Source organism: Sinomonas gamaensis, from assembly GCF_005876955.1.
GTDB classification, from domain to species: Bacteria; Actinomycetota; Actinomycetes; order Actinomycetales; family Micrococcaceae; genus Sinomonas; species Sinomonas gamaensis.
The window spans coordinates 388,151-406,371 of sequence record NZ_SSCL01000001.1 but is presented as its reverse complement, the minus strand read 5'-3'; the positions used below and the strand labels follow the sequence as shown (position 1 = coordinate 406,371).

At 67.1% G+C, this 18,221-nt stretch carries 16 protein-coding genes and 2 tRNA genes; 3 read left to right on the top strand and 15 right to left on the bottom strand.

What is annotated here, in order from left to right; all coding sequences use genetic code 11:
• Positions 1-83: 83 nt before the first annotated feature.
• Positions 84-1,136 (top strand): LacI family DNA-binding transcriptional regulator, encoded by a 1,053-nt coding sequence (locus E5679_RS01890; protein ID WP_171042206.1) that lies wholly within the window; start codon positions 84-86, stop codon positions 1,134-1,136.
• 14 nt (positions 1,137-1,150) lie between these two features.
• Here E5679_RS01890 and E5679_RS01885 read toward each other — a convergent pair whose 3' ends face one another.
• Positions 1,151-1,819, bottom strand: coding sequence for a sigma-70 family RNA polymerase sigma factor (locus tag E5679_RS01885; protein WP_171042205.1), 669 nt, complete (start codon positions 1,817-1,819; stop codon positions 1,151-1,153).
• Between the two features lie 214 nt (positions 1,820-2,033).
• Here E5679_RS01885 and E5679_RS01880 point away from each other — a divergent pair, with 214 nt between their 5' ends.
• On the top strand, positions 2,034-3,365 hold the full coding sequence (locus E5679_RS01880) for a hypothetical protein (protein ID WP_138413379.1): 1,332 nt from the start codon (positions 2,034-2,036) through the stop codon (positions 3,363-3,365).
• A 156-nt stretch (positions 3,366-3,521) separates the two neighbouring features.
• On the opposite strand, the gene E5679_RS01875 is transcribed toward E5679_RS01880, so the two are convergent.
• From E5679_RS01875 to E5679_RS01810, 14 genes are all read right to left on the bottom strand, one after another.
• Positions 3,522-3,594, bottom strand: a tRNA-Ala gene (locus tag E5679_RS01875).
• Between the two features lies 1 nt (position 3,595).
• Positions 3,596-3,668: transfer RNA gene (locus E5679_RS01870), tRNA-Ala, on the bottom strand.
• A 119-nt stretch (positions 3,669-3,787) separates the two neighbouring features.
• Positions 3,788-4,447, bottom strand: coding sequence for a histidine phosphatase family protein (locus E5679_RS01865; RefSeq protein ID WP_138413378.1), 660 nt, complete (start codon positions 4,445-4,447; stop codon positions 3,788-3,790).
• A 6-nt stretch (positions 4,448-4,453) separates the two neighbouring features.
• Positions 4,454-4,846, bottom strand: coding sequence for a ribosome silencing factor (gene rsfS, locus E5679_RS01860; RefSeq protein WP_138413377.1), 393 nt, complete (start codon positions 4,844-4,846; stop codon positions 4,454-4,456).
• Between the two features lie 43 nt (positions 4,847-4,889).
• On the bottom strand, positions 4,890-6,065 hold the full coding sequence (locus E5679_RS01855) for a hypothetical protein (protein WP_138413376.1): 1,176 nt from the start codon (positions 6,063-6,065) through the stop codon (positions 4,890-4,892).
• 7 nt (positions 6,066-6,072) lie between these two features.
• Positions 6,073-6,774, bottom strand: coding sequence for a nicotinate-nucleotide adenylyltransferase (nadD, locus tag E5679_RS01850; RefSeq protein WP_138413514.1), 702 nt, complete (start codon positions 6,772-6,774; stop codon positions 6,073-6,075).
• A 16-nt stretch (positions 6,775-6,790) separates the two neighbouring features.
• A complete protein-coding gene (locus E5679_RS01845; RefSeq protein WP_171042204.1) occupies positions 6,791-7,042 on the bottom strand; it encodes a hypothetical protein in 252 nt (83 codons plus the stop codon).
• A 90-nt stretch (positions 7,043-7,132) separates the two neighbouring features.
• Entirely contained in the window at positions 7,133-8,479 is a 1,347-nt protein-coding gene (locus tag E5679_RS01840) for a glutamate-5-semialdehyde dehydrogenase (RefSeq protein WP_138413375.1), read from the bottom strand.
• An 18-nt stretch (positions 8,480-8,497) separates the two neighbouring features.
• Entirely contained in the window at positions 8,498-9,643 is a 1,146-nt protein-coding gene (proB, locus tag E5679_RS01835; protein ID WP_138413374.1) for a glutamate 5-kinase, read from the bottom strand.
• Positions 9,618-11,219 (bottom strand): GTPase ObgE, encoded by a 1,602-nt coding sequence (gene obgE, locus E5679_RS01830; protein ID WP_138413373.1) that lies wholly within the window; start codon positions 11,217-11,219, stop codon positions 9,618-9,620. Before obgE ends, proB begins: the two co-directional genes overlap by 26 nt.
• A 115-nt stretch (positions 11,220-11,334) precedes the next feature.
• Positions 11,335-11,589 (bottom strand): 50S ribosomal protein L27, encoded by a 255-nt coding sequence (rpmA, locus tag E5679_RS01825; protein WP_138413372.1) that lies wholly within the window; start codon positions 11,587-11,589, stop codon positions 11,335-11,337.
• 53 nt (positions 11,590-11,642) lie between these two features.
• A complete protein-coding gene (gene rplU / locus E5679_RS01820) occupies positions 11,643-11,954 on the bottom strand; it encodes a 50S ribosomal protein L21 (RefSeq protein WP_138413371.1) in 312 nt (103 codons plus the stop codon).
• A 259-nt stretch (positions 11,955-12,213) separates the two neighbouring features.
• A complete protein-coding gene (gene thiD / locus E5679_RS01815; RefSeq protein WP_138413370.1) occupies positions 12,214-13,752 on the bottom strand; it encodes a bifunctional hydroxymethylpyrimidine kinase/phosphomethylpyrimidine kinase in 1,539 nt (512 codons plus the stop codon).
• Positions 13,753-13,754: 2 nt separating this feature from the next.
• A complete protein-coding gene (locus E5679_RS01810; RefSeq protein ID WP_138413369.1) occupies positions 13,755-17,033 on the bottom strand; it encodes an Rne/Rng family ribonuclease in 3,279 nt (1,092 codons plus the stop codon).
• Between the two features lie 378 nt (positions 17,034-17,411).
• On the opposite strand from E5679_RS01810, the gene E5679_RS01805 reads away from it, so the two are divergent.
• Complete coding sequence (locus E5679_RS01805; protein WP_138413368.1) at positions 17,412-18,059, top strand: vitamin K epoxide reductase family protein; 648 nt, start codon at positions 17,412-17,414, stop codon at positions 18,057-18,059.
• Positions 18,060-18,221 lie beyond the last annotated feature (162 nt).

The following is an 18,221-nucleotide window of genomic DNA, read 5'->3' as shown; positions in this document are numbered from 1 at the left end:
ACGATACTGTTTCAGGGTCCAGATCGCGAGCACGTCTCGGTTAGTGCGTGCTTGGCGAGAAGAGGCCATGGAGGACCAATAAGTTGAGCTTTGGCAGCAGCCCTGTTCCCGCTCGGACGCCTAAGCCGTCCACGATCTATGAAGTCGCGCGGCTCGCCGGCGTCTCGCACCAGACCGTCTCGCGTTACCTCAAGGGGAATGGGGGCCTCAAGCCCCAAACGGTCGCCAAGGTCGAAGACGCCATGGCACGGCTCGACTATACGCCGAACCTTGCAGCGCGTGCGTTGCGCAGCAAGCAGTCCTATCGGATCCTTATCGCCACTCCCGAGGACGTTCGTTTTCCTGCATCTCGCGTCCTTCGAAGCGCAGTCAGCACGGCCGATGAAGCTGGGTATGTGACTGAGGTCGTCCAGATAGGTACCGAAGCGTCCAAGGCTTCGGATCGCCTTCTGACTCTGGTGTCGACCGAACGGCTCGCCGGGATCTTCTCGCTGATACCACTGGGTCCACTGGAAGAGCAGATCACGTCCAAGCACTCCGACATTCCACTCGTCGTCGCCGCGAACTATGACGAGAAGATGCATGCGCGCGGCTTCCTAGCGGACGCAACTCCAGCTGCAGAAATGATCGAGCATCTGGCCACCCTTGGCCACCGCTGCTTTTACCACGTCGCCGGACCACAGCTATGGACATCAGCTGCCAACAGGCGCAAGACCTACGAGACGACCATCGCCCGACTCGGTCTCCACTCAGCCGGTTCCGTGGTCGGCGACTGGTCCATGCTCTCGGGTTACCGGGCCGGACTGGGAATACCTCTGGATGACGGACCCGTCACCGCGGTGTTCGCAGCGAACGACCACATGGCCTTAGGAGTCATGCGCGCTCTGCACGAACGCGGCAAGAGGGTGCCAGAGGACGTCAGCGTTTTCGGATGGGACAACCTGGAGGAAGGCGAATACTTCATCCCCTCGCTCTCCACAGTGAGCATGGACTTTGAAGCTGCAGGCCGGAACAGCATGAGGGAGTTGATCTCCCGCATACGGAACGAGCCTGATGGCTCCTACGGAGACGAGTCCACCTCTATGAAGCTCATCCTGAGGGAGTCCACTGGTAGGGCCCCGGCACCCCCAAGCTGATCATCGTTCAGGTGCTATGCGACCTTTCTGCGCAGGCGTCCCAAGAGCTGTTTGAGGAGCCGCGAGACCTGCATCTGGCTCACCCCCAGGATTTCAGCGATGTCGCTCTGGCTCATCTCCTCGATGAAGCGCAGGCGCAGCAGCTGCCGTTCCTCGTCAGTGATGCCGGTGAGGGCTGCGGCGAGGATCTGCTTCTGCTCGACCTCCTCGCAGCCTGCCTCGATGCTGCTGAGTTCCCTTCCGGTTACGGCGGAGTGCCCCTCCGTGGTAGTGGGCTGTTCGATCGGCACGCCGACCATCGCTGCTGCTCCCAGCTGCGCTTCCACGACCAGGTCCTCGGAAAGTCCGGCCGCCGCGGCGATCTCCTTCCGGTCCGGTTCGCGGCCGAGTTCGGCAGTGAGGCGCAGGCAGACAGCGTTGACCTCCAGTCGCAGCTCCTGGATGGGACGAGGTGGACGCACCGCCCATGATTGGTCCCGCACGTAGCGCTTGATCATTCCGGTGATGGTCGGGACAGCGTAGGGCACAAACCCCTGTCCGGCGCCCTCCCGGTAGCGACGGATCGCCAGCATCAGGCCAAGCCTGGCCACCTGGCGAAGGTCCTCCGGGTCGTGCCCAGGGTAGCGGTGCCGGTTGGCAACAGCATCAGCTACGCCAAGATAGCGCTCGACCAAGTGGTCCACCGGTCCGACCGTCTGCAGGTAACCGACCTCAATCTACTGCCCCCTGCACCGCTTCCCTGATGGGAGCGTGATACCTGACTCAACAACGGCCTGATCTCCTTCCACGGAGGTGAGGCCGCTCTTGGTGTGTAGGTGGGTCGCAAAGCTCCGTATCATCGACAGATGCGAGCCAGCCACGCGGGTGTTGCATGACGATGCACACAACGGGGGACACATGTACGAAGTCGCAGTCCAGCGCCGCACGCCACGAAAGCTACTGCTGGAGAGCCGGCTGCCACGCGGTGGGCCCCTCGCGTGGTCACTCGCAGGGATAGCTGCATTCACGGCGCTCCTACTTATCCCTCGGTGGACAGGGTGGACGCTCGAGCACCTCCACAAGGAAGACGGCCAAATCTTCCTCGCCGTGTACACGTGGACAGGCCTCGGCAGCCTGATCGAGCCGTACACCGGCTACCTCCATGCCGGGCCCCGCGCGCTTACGGCTGCGTGTGCCCAGGTACCAACTGGCGCTTTCGCTGCCTGCATTGGCGTCGGCAGCGCCGGGTTCAGGATGATCCTCGCAGTTGCAGCGCTCGCCGTGTTCATGCCCTATAGCAAGAATTGGCGATGGGCTCTTGCTGCGTCCGCCCTGTTCGTTGCCGTCCCGGTCGGTCAGCAAGAGGCGCTGGGAAATCTCACAAATCTGAGGTGGTTCTGCGACGCAGCCGCCCTGATTCTCCTCCTCGGCGCCTTTCGCCGCCCGATCCCGGCCATCGGCTCAACCCTAATCGCGGCAATCTGTGTTCTCAGCGACCCACTCGCGCTGGTTCTCATTCCCCTCGCACTATGGCGTGCCGCCACCCTCACAGGCTGGGCTCGCGTTCTGCCGATCGGATATCTAGCCGCCTCGATTGGACACATTGTGGCGCTCCAGCCAGGAGCACGAACTGCAGATATCGCAATGTATTTTCGTGAACCCGTCGAGATGGTCACCCAACTTCTCGTACGGGGTCCAATGGTCGCGCAGTTCGGTCAAAATGCCACGGAACTCGCCATCAAGCTCGTAGGTCTGCCGATCGTTACCACAGCCCTTATCCTTCCAGCAATAGTCCTCGTGCGGGGCACGCGGAATCTACTGGGGGACGGCCGGCTGCTTGCGATCATTCTCACGCTTGCCGGGTTGGTATTCCTAGGTGGCACCCTCATATTCGCCGACCTAGAGATGATCAGGCTCACGGAATACTGGACCGTCGGACAGGCTTCTCGTTATTCAGTGCTACCGGGCATCCTCATAGGTCAAGGCATCATCCTCGCCGCCGCTAACCTATCCCGGATTGTTTTCGACCGTTTGGCTAGGGGGATCACCATCGGTGTTCTGATCCTGGCTTTCGTCGCAGACTCCGCCGGCGATCCTTGGAATACCAGGGGCCCAACGTGGGCTGAGACCGTCGACAAGGCTCGCCACGAATGTGTCGGACGATCGGTGGCGCGGGTTCAGATGACGCCGACCGGAGTGCCCAAGAATTGGTCCGCAGACATTCCCTGTAGGTGGCTGACACGGCCCTGAAGCCCAATTGGTGGCTGGGCTACTGGTAACAGGGGCGTCGACCTCGATCTCTCGGGTCTCTCATGATGGGCCCGATCCTAGCCCGGCGCATCCACAGAATCAGGGCGCCACGTCCACTCCAACGAAAAGAGGCCCGGAACTCCGGGCCTCTACGGGTGGAGGTAAGGGGATTCGAACCCCTGACCTTCTGCATGCCATGCAGACGCGCTACCAACTGCGCCATACCCCCGTGGAGCTGAGGGGACTCGAACCCCTGACCCCCTGCATGCCATGCAGGTGCGCTACCAGCTGCGCCACAGCCCCGTGTCGCCGCTTCGAAAAGCACCAAATCGGGGATCTCGAATCCCCTTGCCTGCTCCGAAGCAACTCGACTATCTTAGCCCGGCGCGGCCGAGCGGCACAAATCGAAAGGGCCGCTCGGATCAGCCTTCGACGATGGGTACAGGCACCAGCAAACTGCCTGCATTGTGCTCCCCCAGCCGCCAGCGAACCGCCCCGTCGTCAGCCGGAGAACGCTCCTCAAGCACTGACCAATTGCAGTTGGAAAGCCCCGAAAGGGCGCCCCACAAACCGTGCGGAAGACCCAGCAGCTCAGCGAGGGCCACGCGAATGGCGCCGCCGTGGCTCACGACCACTAGCGTGCCCTTCTCGCCCACCTCGCCGAGCGCACTTTCGACTGCTTTCCGGGTCCGCCGTGCCACGTCGAGCCTCGTCTCGGCGCCTCCCGCTGGAACGCTCACATCGCCGTCCTCCCACCGCGCAAGCTCCTCGCGGTCAGTGAGGCGGATCTCGTCGAACGTCTTGCCCTGCCAGCTCCCGGCGTTCGTCTCCCGAAGCCCAGGATCGGTTGCCACGGCGAGCCCTGTCTCGGTGGCGAGTGCCTCCGCCGTCGCCTGAGCCCGATCGAGGTCAGACGCGACGATCGCCGTCGGCCCCATCGCGGCAAGCAGGCGGGCGGCGTGCGCTGCCTGGCGCACGCCGTCGTCGTTCAACGGGATGTCAGTCTGCCCTTGGAAGCGGCCAGCCGCATTCCAGTCGGTGCGCCCGTGGCGCCAGAAGACTATCCTGCGTCGTCTCCCCACGCCGACTCAGCCGGCCGCCGAGGCTGCGGACTCCCCGGGCTCCTCGAGCCCGAGGTCGACCACGGGGCAGTCCTTCCACAGGCGCTCGAGCGCGTAGAAGGAACGGTCCTCGTCGTGCATCACGTGGATGACCATGTCGCCGTAGTCGAGCAGGACCCACCGGCCCTCGCTCCGGCCCTCGCGCCGCACTGGGCGCCGATCGACCTTGATGAGCTCGTCCTCGATGTTGTCGACGATCGAATTGACCTGCCGCTCGGTCGACGCCGAGGCGATGAGGAAGAGGTCAGTGATGGCGAGCCTCTCGCTCACGTCGACTGCCACGATGTTCTCGGCCAACTTGTCCGCTGCGGCCTTCGCCGCGACCTTCGCGGACTCGATAGCCGTTACGTCTGCGCTCACTCTGCTCCTTGTTAGGTGTGAAGAATTCATGTAGCTGTCGGGGCTATCTGCCCAGCAGCACAATGAGGACGGCCGCAATGAGGGCCACGATGCCGAAAGCGCCGATTCCAAGGAACACGATCCGTTCCCGATCGGTGCGTGCTGCCTGCGGCCCCAGAGGCTCGAGCCCATGGGCCGACACCGCCGAGATCGGTGCCGCCTCCTGCCGGCCAGCGGCCGAGGCCCCTCGCTGCTTCGGCGTGCGATCCGTGACGACAGGCACATGATGCGTCGTCGGAGGCTTCATCACAGGATGCGGTATTCCGGGGACCTTGACGTATTCCAGCGGGGTCACCATGGCGAGGTTATTGGCCGCGGTCGGCGCCGGCCCGGTCTTCCGCGTGGCCTCGACATCCCGGCGAGTCTCCTCGGCGAGCCGCTGGCGGGCCTGGGCACGACGGCTCAGGACCGCTTCCCGCTCTGCCTTCGCCACCTGCTCTTTGCGCTGCTCAGGATCGACGGCGGAAGGGCCCTTCTTCTGGCCCGCGAGCATCTCCGCCTGATTCTGCGCCTGCACGCGCAGCAACTCGCGGGCAGCCGTGATCTGCTCGTGGCTCAGCGCACGGAACGAGCCCGTCTCAGGACCCAGAACCGGCTCGCCAGCGGGATTCTTCGGGATCTTGATCGGCGCCGTAGGCGTGGGCTCCCGGAACGGGGCGCCGGACGACGGCGGTCGGCTGGGCGGGCGGGGAGCATTCGCCGGTGCGGGCTGGACAGCCTGGGCCGAAACCACGGGAAGCGGAGCTGCGGGAACGTCTCCCGCCTGCTCAGCCTGCTGCCGCAAAGCGCGACGACTCGGGAACGAGGCGGCCTGCTCCTTCTCCGCGAGCTCGCGGAGCCGGCGATGCGCCTCCCGGTCACGGGCGCGCGCCTGGGAGGTGCGTTCCGCTCGGGCGGCCGCTTCACGGCTGGCCTCGTCCGGCGCCGTGTCGAGAGCCCGGCGCGAGCGCGCCCGCGAGGCTGCGCCCGCATCCGCTGCAGCCCGAGCCGGAGCGGATGCGGCCCGAGACTCGGCCTCGGCCCTCGCTTCAGCCTCTGCGCGCGCTTCGGCCTCGGCCCTGGCCACCGCTTCGGCCCGCGCCTGGGCAGGGGTCAGCTCGACGGCGTTGCCCTCGCCGCGCGCCGCTTGCGCCAGCCGACGCTCGCGGCGGCTCATGATCGGCTTCTGCTCGTTGTTCATAGCTTCATCACCCGGTCGCCGAAGCGCTGCCAGCGTTGCCAGCACTCCCCAGAGGCGAATCGATACGGGCCAACTGGACCACGCCGTCCATGCGGGAACTCTGCATCTCGGTGCCGTTCTGGTACAGCCCGTACTTCGCGATGTACTGGACCACACCGTCCGGCACCAGGTACCACACCGGCTCGTGCGCCGCGACGCGGGCACGGCAGTCCGTCGACGAGATCGACATCGCGGGAACCTCAAGGAGGCTGACTTCCGCGCGGGCGAGGTCAGGAAGCTCGTGCCCGGGACGTGTCACCCCGACAAAATGGGCAAGGCTCCACAGCTCGTCGACGTCCTTCCACGAGACGATCTGCGCCATGGCGTCAGCGCCCGTGATGAAGTAAAGGTCGGCCTCAGGACGTTCGGCCCGCAGATCGCGCAGTGTGTCGATCGTGTACGTGGGACCGGGCCGTTCGATATCCACGCGGCTCACCGTGAACCGCGGATTCGACGCCGTCGCGATGACCGTCATGAGGTAGCGGTGCTCCGCCAGGCTGACCCTTCGGCTCGACTTCTGCCAAGGCTCGCCCGTCGGGACGAAGACCACCTCGTCCAGCCCGAACTTGGACGCAACCTCGCTCGCGGCGACGAGGTGCCCGTGATGGATGGGATCGAACGTCCCACCCATCACGCCCAGACGGATACGCCGCCCTTCGGGCACCTGCATTGGTTCCGTCAAGGGGTCAGTGGCTCGGCGCGCCCTGATGGCGGTCGTGCTTGTTCGGGTGCTGGCGGTGCGGATCCGCGTGCTCGTCGATCGCCTCGTGGCGACGGCCGAGGTTGGTGTAGGAGAGCGTCACGAAAAGCAGCACGACGAAGACGACAAACAGCGTGATCCCGATGACGAACGGCGGTGCAATCGTCGGCGCCGGCGCTTCCTCCCCCGTGGCCTCTGCACTCACTGTGAGTGCGGTGGTCAAAAGCGTTGCCAACATGGTCTACCCCTTCAAGCCTCTCGGATTCGCATGGTCACAGCCGTGACCGGTCTTCCGTTCATCCTACCCCGGCAATTGTCGGCGAAGCCGTCAGCCCCGCACCTGTCCCTCGCCCTGCACGATCCACTTGGTCGTGGTGAGCTCGGTGAGCCCCATCGGTCCCCTGGCGTGGAGCTTCTGCGTGGAAATGCCTACTTCGGCGCCCAGTCCGAGCTCCCCGCCGTCGGTGAAGCGTGTCGACGCGTTGACAATCACCGCGGCCGAGTCGATCTCCGCGATGAAGCGTTCCGCGTTCCGGAGGTCGTTCGTGATGATCGCCTCGGTATGCCCTGTGCTCCAGCGCCGGATGTGATCGAGGGCCTCGTCCAGCGAATCCACCGTTGCCACCGCGAGGTCAAGATCCATGTACTCGGTGGCCCAGTCGTAGTCCGTGGCCGGGACCGACTCAATCCCCTCCGGCAGCGCCTCGTAGGCACGACCGTCCACGTGGAGCCGAACGCCGCGTTCGGCCAGCGCGCAGGCAACTGCGGGGAGCACCGTGCTCTTCGAGTGGACGAGAAGGGTCTCAACGGTGTTGCAGACGCTCGGGCGCTGAGTCTTGGCGTTGAGCAGGATCTCCACGGCCATGTCCTCGCTGGCCGACTCGTCGACGAAGATATGGACGTTGCCCTCGCCCGTTTCGATCACGGGGACCGTCGAGTTGAGGACCACATTCTGGATGAGATCGCGCCCACCGCGCGGGATGAGGACATCGACTCGCCCACGGGCCTTCATGAGCACGTCCGCGCCTGCGCGCCCGTACTCATCGATCGTCTGCACCGAGTCAGCCGGAAGCCCGACCGCTTCAAGCGTGTCACGCAGGATCGCCACCAACTCGCGGTTGGTGTGCGCGGCGGCACTTCCGCCCCGAAGGATCACCGCATTGCCGCTCTTGAGAGCAAGACCGGCAATGTCCACGGTCACGTTGGGCCGGGCTTCATAGATGGCGGCAACCACGCCCATCGGGACGTTGACCTGCCGCATCCGCAGTCCGTTGGGCAGCGTCTGCCCGCGCACCACATTCCCGACAGGATCCGGAAGGCCGGCGAGGTTCTCGAGCGCGGAGACGAGCCCGTCGATGCGTGCGGGCGTCAGCGCGAGCCGGTCGAGCAGTGCCTTCGACGTCCCGTTCTCCCGGCCGGCCTCGAGATCTTTCTCATTGGCGGCCAGGATCCGCGCCTCGTGCTCCTTGAGCGCCGCGCCGATGGCGTGAAGGGCGCGGTCCTTCCACGCTCGGTTGGCACGTGCGACGGCGCGCGACGCCAAGCGGGCACGGTCGCCGATCGCGAGCACGGCGGCCTCGACGTCGACCGGCTGGGCGGCCGCCGGCGGGACGGCGGCTTCCTGAGCGGCGGCAGCGACGGAGGCAGTCTCGTGGTGGGCGACGGTGTCAGTCATACGGTCAAGTCTACCGAGCTAGACGATAACGAGGTCGTCAGTGTGAACGACTACACGCTCGTACTCAGGGCCCAACTCGCGTCCGAGCTCCTTCGTGGATCGCCCGAGCATGCCGGGCAGCTCGTCGGCCGAGAAATTCACCAGTCCCCGGGCAACGACCTTGCCCGCCTGATCTGCGATCTCCACCGGATCGCCAGCTTCGAAATCCCCGGTCACGGCGGTGATACCAGCCGGGAGAAGCGATCGGTGACGCTGCGCCACGGCCCGTACGGCACCGTCGTCGAGCGTCAGGGTCCCGCGGGTGGCGGCAAGGTGAGCCAGCCAGAGAAGGCGAACCGGCTTCCGACGCCCGCTCACGCTGAACCACGTCCCGACGTCCTCGCCGGCCAGCGCGCGGTGGGCGGCCGCCGTCGACGTCACCAACGCAGGAATGCCCGAGCTGGCGGCGATGCTCGCGGCCTCGACTTTCGTGGCCATGCCGCCCGTGCCGACCCCGGCGGCCCCTGTGCTGCCGATGACCACGCCGTCAAGGTCATCCGCACCCCTAACATGGGGAATCCGCAAGCCGCCCGCGGACGGCGGCCCCGTGTAGACAGAATCGATGTCGGAGAGCAGCACAAGCGCGTCTGCGTGCACGAGGTGGGCGACGAGTGCCGCCAGCCGATCGTTGTCGCCGAAGCGGATCTCGTGGGTGGCCACGGTGTCGTTCTCGTTCACCACTGGCACCACGCCGAGGTGGAGGAGCTTCTCGAGTGCCCGGTGCGCATTCTTGTACTGCGTGCGGCGAACGAGGTCGTCGGCCGTGAGCAGGACTTGGCTCACGGTCACGCCGTGCGCTCCGAAGGCCTGCGTGTAGCGGGCCATCAGCAACCCCTGGCCCACGCTCGCCGCCGCCTGCTGGGTCGCGAGGTCGCGCGGGCGCTTGGCCAGGCCAAGGGGCGCCAGACCTGCAGCGATCGCACCCGAGGAGACGAGCACAATCTCAGTTCCTGCATTCGCCCGCTCGGCCAAGGTGTCGACGAGTGCTGCGAGGGATTGTTCGGAGATGCCGCCGCGGATCGTCGTGAGCGACGACGACCCGACCTTGACGACGATCCGCCGCGCCTCGGGCAGCCACTCGCGCCCGCGCGCGCCCAGATCAGCGCTCGGACTCGTAATCGTCATCACCCTCCGCCTCTTCCTCGGACGTCAGGTCCGGCGCCCACTCCTTCCGGCGGCTCGATTCGGTCCAGATGCCTGCGCGCCGCTCCGCCTCGAGTTCGTCGCGGGCCGCTGCCCTGGCAGCCTTCCGGTCCTCGTAGTCCTCGCGCTTCTGGGCGCGCGTCGGACGCGACCAGTCCGAGAGCCGGAGGTCGGTGCCGCGCGGCCCTGCGAGGAGCTCGGCGCCCGCAGACATCGTGGGCTCCCAGTCGAAGACGACGGCGTCGTCCTCGCCGATCACCACCGTGTCGCCCGCGTTCGCTCCGATCTTGAACAGCTCGTCCTCGACCCCAAGCCGGTTGAGCCGGTCACTGAGGTACCCCACGGCCTCGTCATTCGTGAAGTCGGTCTGCTTGACCCAGCGCTCCGGCTTCTCACCGATGATCCGGAAGAGCGGCTCGAGGTTGCGCTCCTCCCGCCGGATCACGAACCCCTTCTCGTTGACCGCCCGGGGGCGGAGGACGGCAGGGGCGACCTTGGGCGGCGCGGTCTTGACCTCGGCGCGGGCTTTCTGGACGATCTCGGCCATGGCGAAGCCGAGGGACCGCAGCCCCTCGTGGCTCGTCGCCGACACCTCGAAGACCCGGTAGCCGCGGCCCTCGAGCTCCGGACGAACCAGATCCGCCATCGCCTTGCCATCGGGCAGGTCCACCTTGTTGAGGGCAACGAGCCTCGGCCGCTCGTTGAGCGGGACGACTTCGCCGTCGGGTCCGGCAAAGCTCATGTCCACGCTGTACTTCGCGAGCTCGCGCTCGATCACGTCCAGATCGTCCAACGGATTGCGGTCCGACTCCAGAGTTCCGCAGTCGAGGACATGCACGATCGCGGCGCAGCGCTCAACGTGCCGGAGGAAGTCATGGCCGAGGCCGCGACCCTCGCTCGCGCCCTCGATGAGGCCGGGAACGTCAGCGATCGTGAAACGGACATCGCCAGCCTGGACGACCCCAAGATTCGGGACGAGAGTGGTGAACGGGTAGTCGGCGATCTTCGGACGCGCGGCGGACATGGCCGCGATGAGACTCGACTTTCCGGCCGAGGGGAACCCGACGAGGGCCACGTCGGCGATCGACTTGAGCTCGAGGACGATGTCCCGCTCTTCGCCCTCGATGCCGAGGAGGGCGAAGCCGGGCGCCTTGCGCTTGGCCGTGGCGAGGGCTGCGTTGCCCAATCCGCCTTGGCCTCCGGCCGCGGCAACGAATTCTGCGCCCTCGCCGACGAGATCCGCGAGGACTTCGCCGTCGCGGGACTTCACGACCGTGCCGTCGGGCACGGGCAGCACGAGCGTCTCGCCCCTGTGCCCAGCGCGCCAGTCGCCCATCCCGGGTCCGCCGTTCTGGGCAACCCGATGCGGAGAGTGGTGATAGTCGAGGAGGGTGGTGGTCTGCGACGAGACCCGGAGGACCACGTCTCCCCCGTTGCCTCCGTTCCCACCATCCGGGCCCCCGAGAGGCTTGAACTTCTCTCGCTTGACCGACACGCAGCCGTGGCCACCGTGGCCTCCAGAAACGTGCAGCACTACGCGGTCGACGAAGCTCGCCACGCCATTCTCCTTACGCCGGGGTCACCCCCGATTCTAAAAAACAAGTGGAGCGGGCCGATTGGCCCGCTCCACCCTGAAAAAAACTAGCTGCGCTCGGACATCCGAGCCACCCAGACTACTGGGCGGCGACGATGTCCACCACGCGGCGGCCGCGACGCGTGCCAAACTGCACGGCGCCCGCCTCAAGGGCGAACAGGGTGTCGTCCTTGCCACGGCCCACGCCGTTGCCCGGGTGGAAGTGCGTGCCGCGCTGGCGGACGAGGATCTCGCCGGCGTTCACGGTCTGGCCGCCGAAGCGCTTGACGCCGAGGCGCTGAGCGTTCGAGTCGCGGCCGTTGCGGGTGGAGCTTGCGCCCTTCTTGTGTGCCATAAGCTGTGCCTACCTTGGAATCTGTTGGGTTAGGGAAGTACCGGGAGCCGAGATCAGGCAGTAATGCCGGTGATCTTGACCTTCGTCAGGTCCTGACGGTGACCCTGGCGCTTCTTGTAGCCCGTCTTGTTCTTGTACTTCTGGATGACGATCTTCGGGCCACGGAGGTCCTCGAGGACCTCAGCTGTGACCTTGACCTTGGCCAGCTCGGTGGAATCCGAAGTGACCTTCTCACCGTCGACCAGCAGGAGGGCGGGCAGCTCGATGGTGCTGCCGGCACCGCCGGCCACGCGGTTGAGGGTCACGAAGTCTCCGACGGAAACCTTCTCCTGGCGGCCGCCTGCACGGACAATCGCGTACACCACTGGGAACTCACTTCTCTCGACGTTATTACTGAAAGCTCTTGCGCGCGGCGCTCTCGACGCCGCTGCTCCTCGCAGCGGTGACGACAACACTCGACTGTGCTTCTTGCCGTGAGCCCGCGAGGGGATTCCCTGGGAGCAAAACCCAGTGGTAGGCGTCAGCACCGAGGATCTAGACTACGTCACTCCTCCATCCGGCCGCAAATGAGCCTTGCCGGAAGCACGCTCTACCAGTTTAGCCCACCTCTGAGGCAACCCCGTCTCAGGCGTACTTCGACGGCGCGTCGAAGAAGTCGCGCTCGTACACCGTGGACTGCACGAAGGCCTCCATCATCGCCTCCCTGTCGGCCGCAGAGGCTGCGCGACCGGCCCGGTCAGCGAAGCTGATTGCACGCCGCGTGGACTCCGCGAAGGCCTCGTCGGCGTAGGTCTCGATCCACGCTCCATATGGATGTTCTGTGCCTGACGGATCTTCTGCGCCGCCTGAGAGACCCCCTGCGCCCGGCGAGGTCCGCTGGAGATGCCGCTTGTGCAGCTCCTCGCCCACCACAGCGTAGATCCAGTAGCACGGAAGAACGGCGGCCGCGAGCACCGCGTAGCTGCCCATCGCGGAAGCGGCGAGCAGATGGTCCAGATAGGCCTTGGTGACGGGACCCTGTCTGAGCGCCTCCCCTGGCGGCAGCGGATGCTGCGCGAGCCACGTGCGATGGAGTTCCGCCTCGACCACGAGGCACACTTGGGCCGAGTTGGCCCAGAATGTCTGCTCCTCCTCCGTGGGCGCCAGGGCACTCGCCCGAGCCAGCGCCCTCGAGAACCCGTTGAGATACTGGGCATCCTGCGCAAGGTAGTACGCGAACTGCGCCTCGGGCAGTGAGCCGGCGTCGAGCTGCGCCACGAACGGCAATGCGTCGATTTCGGCGCGGATCTTTGCTGTCGCGTCCCATAAGCGGGCAGCGAATTCGCCGTCCGCCAGCGGAACGGACCCCTCGGCGTGGTGGAAGTGGTGCACCGGTCCGTGCCCACCGCCGACCTCGAGCTCGCCCGAGGCTGCCAGAGCGCCCAGGAGCCACTCCTTCACGACCTTCAGGGAAGCGGCCCAGTCACCGGTCCGCGCCTGCATCGTGGCCATAGCCGACGACAGGGAACACCCCGTGCCATGCGTGTTCCGCGTCTCAATGCGGGGCCCAGGCACCTCGACGATCCGCGCATCCTCGTCGGCTGCCGCGTCGACGAGCGCATCAGGGCAGTCGAGCCCGCTCAGGTGACCGCCCTTGACCAGAACCACCGCGCCGATCCGCTCCGACAGCCGCTCGGCCTGCGCCAGCGCCTCGGCCCACGTCAGCGCAACCGGTTCGTCGAGGAGGACGCCGAGCTCAGGGAGGTTCGGTGTGACGAGGTCCGCCTTGGCGAGGAGCCCGCGGAGGGCCGTGGCGGCGTCGTCCGCGAGGAGTCGATCGCCGCTCGTGGCGACCATCACCGGATCGAGGACAACGACGGCGGGCCGCGCGCTCTCAAGCCAGTCCCCCACGACGCGAATCACCTCGGCGTCGGCGAGCATGCCGATCTTGACAGCGTCGACGATGATGTCCGACGACACCGCGTCGAGCTGAGCCCTCAGGAAGTCGGCGGGAGGCGTGTGGACGCCCGTCAGGCCGCGCGTGTTCTGCGCCGTGAGGGCCGTGATCGCGGCCATCCCGTAGCCGCCCATCGCGGCAATGCTCTTGAGGTCCGCCTGAATGCCGGCTCCGCCCGAGGGATCAGAGCCGGCGATGCTCAGAACGCGCGGAACGTGGCGCCCCACCCCTAGAGCTCCGACGCCGGGACGCCGACGCCAAGAATCAGCGGTTCGTCACCCTCCGGCTTGGACGGTGCGGGCGCGGGCTGTGATGCGGAGGTGCTCGTCTTGCCGCCCACTGCGCCCTCGGTCTCGTCCACCCGCGTCACCTCGGCGGAGCCCTGGCCGCTGCGGGCCCCCCGGCTCCTGCGCCGCTTGCCCGGACGCTCCTCGCCCGAGTGGCGTTCGCCGGTGAGCTCGTCGAACGCATGGCTCAGCGCGTCGAGGCTCAGCGCCGGCTGGGGGTGCGGCGCCGGCGGGCGGGTCTCCCCGATGGGGAGCTCAATCCGCTCTCCACCAATCGTCAGGACCGGCACATGCGGGGAAGCCGGCGCCGCAGGTGCGGGAGGCGGCGAAGCGGGCGCCGGAGCCTGAGGTGCTTCGGCAGTGAGTTCAGCCGCGGGGTGCTCGGTCTCACCCGCTGCGCGCGCTTTCTCGTCGTCGTGCACGTGAGCAGCGTGAGCCGCGGCAGCGACAGCGGCGAGAGCGGCGCGAGTTGCCTGCGCACGCGCCTGGCGCTCGGCGTCGTCGACCTCGCCGACGTGCTCGTGGGCCGGGGCGCTGCCGGCTACCTCGGGCTGACCCGTCCGGCCGCGCCGACGACGGCGGTCGGATCGATCGGTCCGATCGGAGCGGTCCTGCCTTCCGCCCTGCTGCTGCGCGGGTTCAGTGCGCACAGGCTGGTGCTCGGAGGTCGAGCCTTGGGGCCGGCCCCTCTCCACCGGCTCCTCATGAGTGATCACGCCGCGACCGCCGCAGACCTCACAGGTTTCGCTGAACACTTCGAGCAGGCCTGTGCCCATGCGCTTGCGGGTCATCTGGACAAGGCCGAGCGACGTGACCTCCGCGACTTGGTGCTTCGTGCGGTCCCTGCCGAGGCACTCGACGAGACGGCGCAGCACGAGGTCGCGGTTCGACTCGAGCACCATGTCGATGAAGTCGATGACGATGATGCCGCCAATGTCTCGCAGCCTCAGCTGCCGGACGATCTCCTCGGCTGCCTCGAGATTGTTCTTCGTCACGGTCTCTTCGAGATTGCCGCCAGAACCCGTGAACTTGCCCGTGTTGACGTCGATGACCGTCATCGCCTCGGTACGGTCGATCACCAAGGAGCCGCCCGACGGCAGGAAGACCTTGCGGTCGAGCGCCTTGTGGATCTGCTCGTCGATCCGCCATTCAGCGAAAACGTCCGCCTCGCCCTGGTACTTCTCGAGGCGGCCCAGGAGATCCGGGGCCACGTACGTGACGTACGCCTCGATCGTGTCCCACGCGTCCTCGCCGCTCACGATGAGCTTCGAGAAGTCCTCGTTGAAGACGTCACGGACCACCTTGATGGTGAGGTCAGGCTCGGCGTACAGGAGCTCAGGCGCCAGGACCTTCGTGGAGGTCGCCTGATTCTGGATCGCGTCCCACTGGGCGCGGAGGCGGTTGATGTCGTGCGTGAGCTCTTCCTCGCTCGCTCCCTCGGCCGCGGTGCGGACGATCACACCGGCATCGGCGGGCAGGCGGTCCTTGAGGATCCGCTTGAGCCGATTGCGCTCGACGTCGGGGAGCTTCCGGGAGATACCCGTCATCGACCCGCCGGGGACGTACACGAGGTAGCGGCCCGGGAGCGAGATCTGGCTCGTGAGCCGCGCGCCCTTGTGCCCCACCGGGTCCTTCGTGACCTGGACCAGCACAGAATCGCCCGACTTGAGGGCATTCTCGATGCGGCGCGGAGCACCCTCGAGGCCAGCCGCATCCCAGTTGACCTCACCCGCGTACAGGACAGCATTGCGCCCGCGCCCGATGTCGACGAAGGCTGCCTCCATCGACGGCAGGACGTTCTGCACCTTGCCGAGGTAGACGTTGCCGATCAGCGAATCCTGCTGGGTCTTCGAGACGAAGTGCTCGGCGAGGACGCCGTCTTCGAGCACCGCGATCTGGATGCGGTCCTCCTTCTGGCGCACCACCATCTGCCGGTCAACCGACTCGCGGCGCGCAAGGAATTCGGCCTCGGTGATCACGTGGCGGCGGCGGCCCGACTCGCGCGACTCGCGACGGCGCTGCTTCTTCGCCTCGAGCCGGGTCGATCCCTTGACGCTCTGCACGCGGTTGCTCGTGCTCTCGGAGGGTGTCCGCGGGGCGCGGACGCGGGTGACGGTTCCAGGCGGATCGTCATCCTGACCGCCCTCGAGTTCGAGGTCGGCTTCGCCCCGCCGACGCCGACGACGACGGCGGGAGGTCACCTCCTCCTGCTCCTCGTCGTCAGCTTCCTCGGATTCCTCGCCGTTCCCTTCGGCGCCTTCCTCGAGGCGTCCACGACCGCGGCGGCCGCGGTTGCGACGACGACGGCGGGCACCGCCCGACTCCTCGTCCTCCTCCTCTTCTTCCTCCTCGGCTTCGGCGACGACGGGCGGCGCCGAGCGGGTGATGACGCTGAGGTCCGGGGCCTGGAAGATCATCGATGTCGGCGAAAGCGGCTCGCTGAACAGGGCGGCGAACGGGCTGGGAGCCTCCTCGGCCGGCGTTTCAGCGACAGGCTGCCGGACCTCCGACTGGGCCTCCGCCGCGGGCCGCTGCGTCGGCTCGGCCGCCGCGGGGTCCTCGGGCGAGGCGGCCTTGAGCGCTCGTGCCTTGGAAGCGGGGGCAGCCTCCGTCGGTGCCGGCGCATCCTCCGTTGGCCGCTCGGGGATTGGAGTCGGTTGCGTCGCTGAAGCCGCACCGGCCGCGCGACGCCGTGCCCGCACTGAGCTCTTGGCCCGCGACGCCGAACCGGCGGGAACAGGCTCGGCCGAGGTGTCGCCGTCGTCCGCCAAAGGCAGGCTCGGGTTGGTGGAGGCGGATTTCGAATCCGCCTGCGCGGCCGCAGCCCGGGCCGACGTTCGGCGCGACCGGGTCGCCGCCTTCCGCGGCGCAGCGGTGGCCTCCTCGGCCGCCGACTCGGTGGCCGCGACGGCGGCCTCGGCCACCGACTGGTCCTCGGCCGTCTCGGTGGACTTCTGCTCCACCGGCACTTCCACGGCCTTCTTCCGGCTGCGGCTAGCCCTCTTGGGCTTCTCCGCCGCAGCCGGCTCGGCCGCCTCCGGCTGCATCGCCGCCTGCTCGGCGCCGCCGTCGCCCTGGGGCGCTGCCCCGCCCTCGTTCGCGGTCTCTGCCGACTCAGCGGCGACCGCCTTTGCCTTGCGGGGCGCCCGGCGGGCCTTCGCCGGCGCTGCTTCCTCGGGCTCGCGTTCGGAGTTTTCCTGGGCCTGCTGCTCAATGTCCATTTGTGCGTACTCCACAAGCCGCCCGCAACGCCGCCACATTCGGCGTCGGGACGGCACCACGTGCCGGCACCCGCAGGCGCCGACGAAGTCGTCTCCGGTACCCGATCGGCCGCGGCTTTGCCGTCCGTTCGGGCCGATGCGCTGAGGACCCGCGGCCTGTCCGGCCGGCAAGGTGCCGCTTGGACCCAGCGGGCGGCAAGCGGGAAACTCCCGTGCGCCCGGCGTTGAGCCGGCGGTCTTCGTGGCAGTGCATCGGACCGGTCGCCGAATGTGGGTCGGCGTCCGGCCAATTGCATTGTCTCACACCGACCCCAACCAGCCTGGTGTCAGACTCGCGGCCTAGAATCGGGACAACACCGCAGGAAGGACGCCCCAGCCATGACGAAGGCCCCCGACGCCGAGCAGATCCGCCCCTCGACGCGCCCGGACGAGGCCGGTCCTGCCATGACGAGGACCCGCCCCTACGCCTGGCTCCTGCTCGTCACGAGCGTGGTGGGTTGGCTTGCTTCCGGCGAGCTGGTGCTCGAGAAGCTCGAGAAGCTCGTCAATCCCCAGCACACCACCATCTGCGACGTCAATCCATGGATCTCCTGCGGCGAGGTCATGAACACGTGGCAGAGTTCGGCGTTCGGGTTCCCCAACATGTTCATCGGCATCGTCGCGTTCGCGATCACGACCACCACGGCCATGGGAATCCTGGCCGGTGCTCGCTTCGGCCGCTGGTACTGGATGGGGCTCCAGACCGGCGTGACGCTCGGCTTCGTCTTCATTGTGTGGCTGTGGAGCCAGGCCCTCTATGCCATCGGAATCCTCTGTCCGCTGTGCATGATCGTGTGGGCCATGATGATCCCGATGTTCGTCTGGACCACCGTCCGCAACCTCCAGCATGGGATCATCCCCGCGCCGGCCGGTCTGGTGCGCGCCCTCGGCGAGTGGGGATGGGTCATCGTGGCCGTGCTGTACGTCGGTGTCATCGCGTCGATCTTCTTCCGCTTCCTGCCGATGTTCGTGCCCTCGACCATGTAACTGCCCCCTCCCTCTTCTCCGTTTCGGGTACAGATAATCCCCTCCCAGATCAGCTCGGGTACAGATACCTCCCCAAAGGACGACGGCGGGGGGGGGCCCCCCCGGGGGGGGGGCCCCCCCCCCCGCGGCCCGGTGGGGGTTCCGTGGAGCAAACAGCCAAAG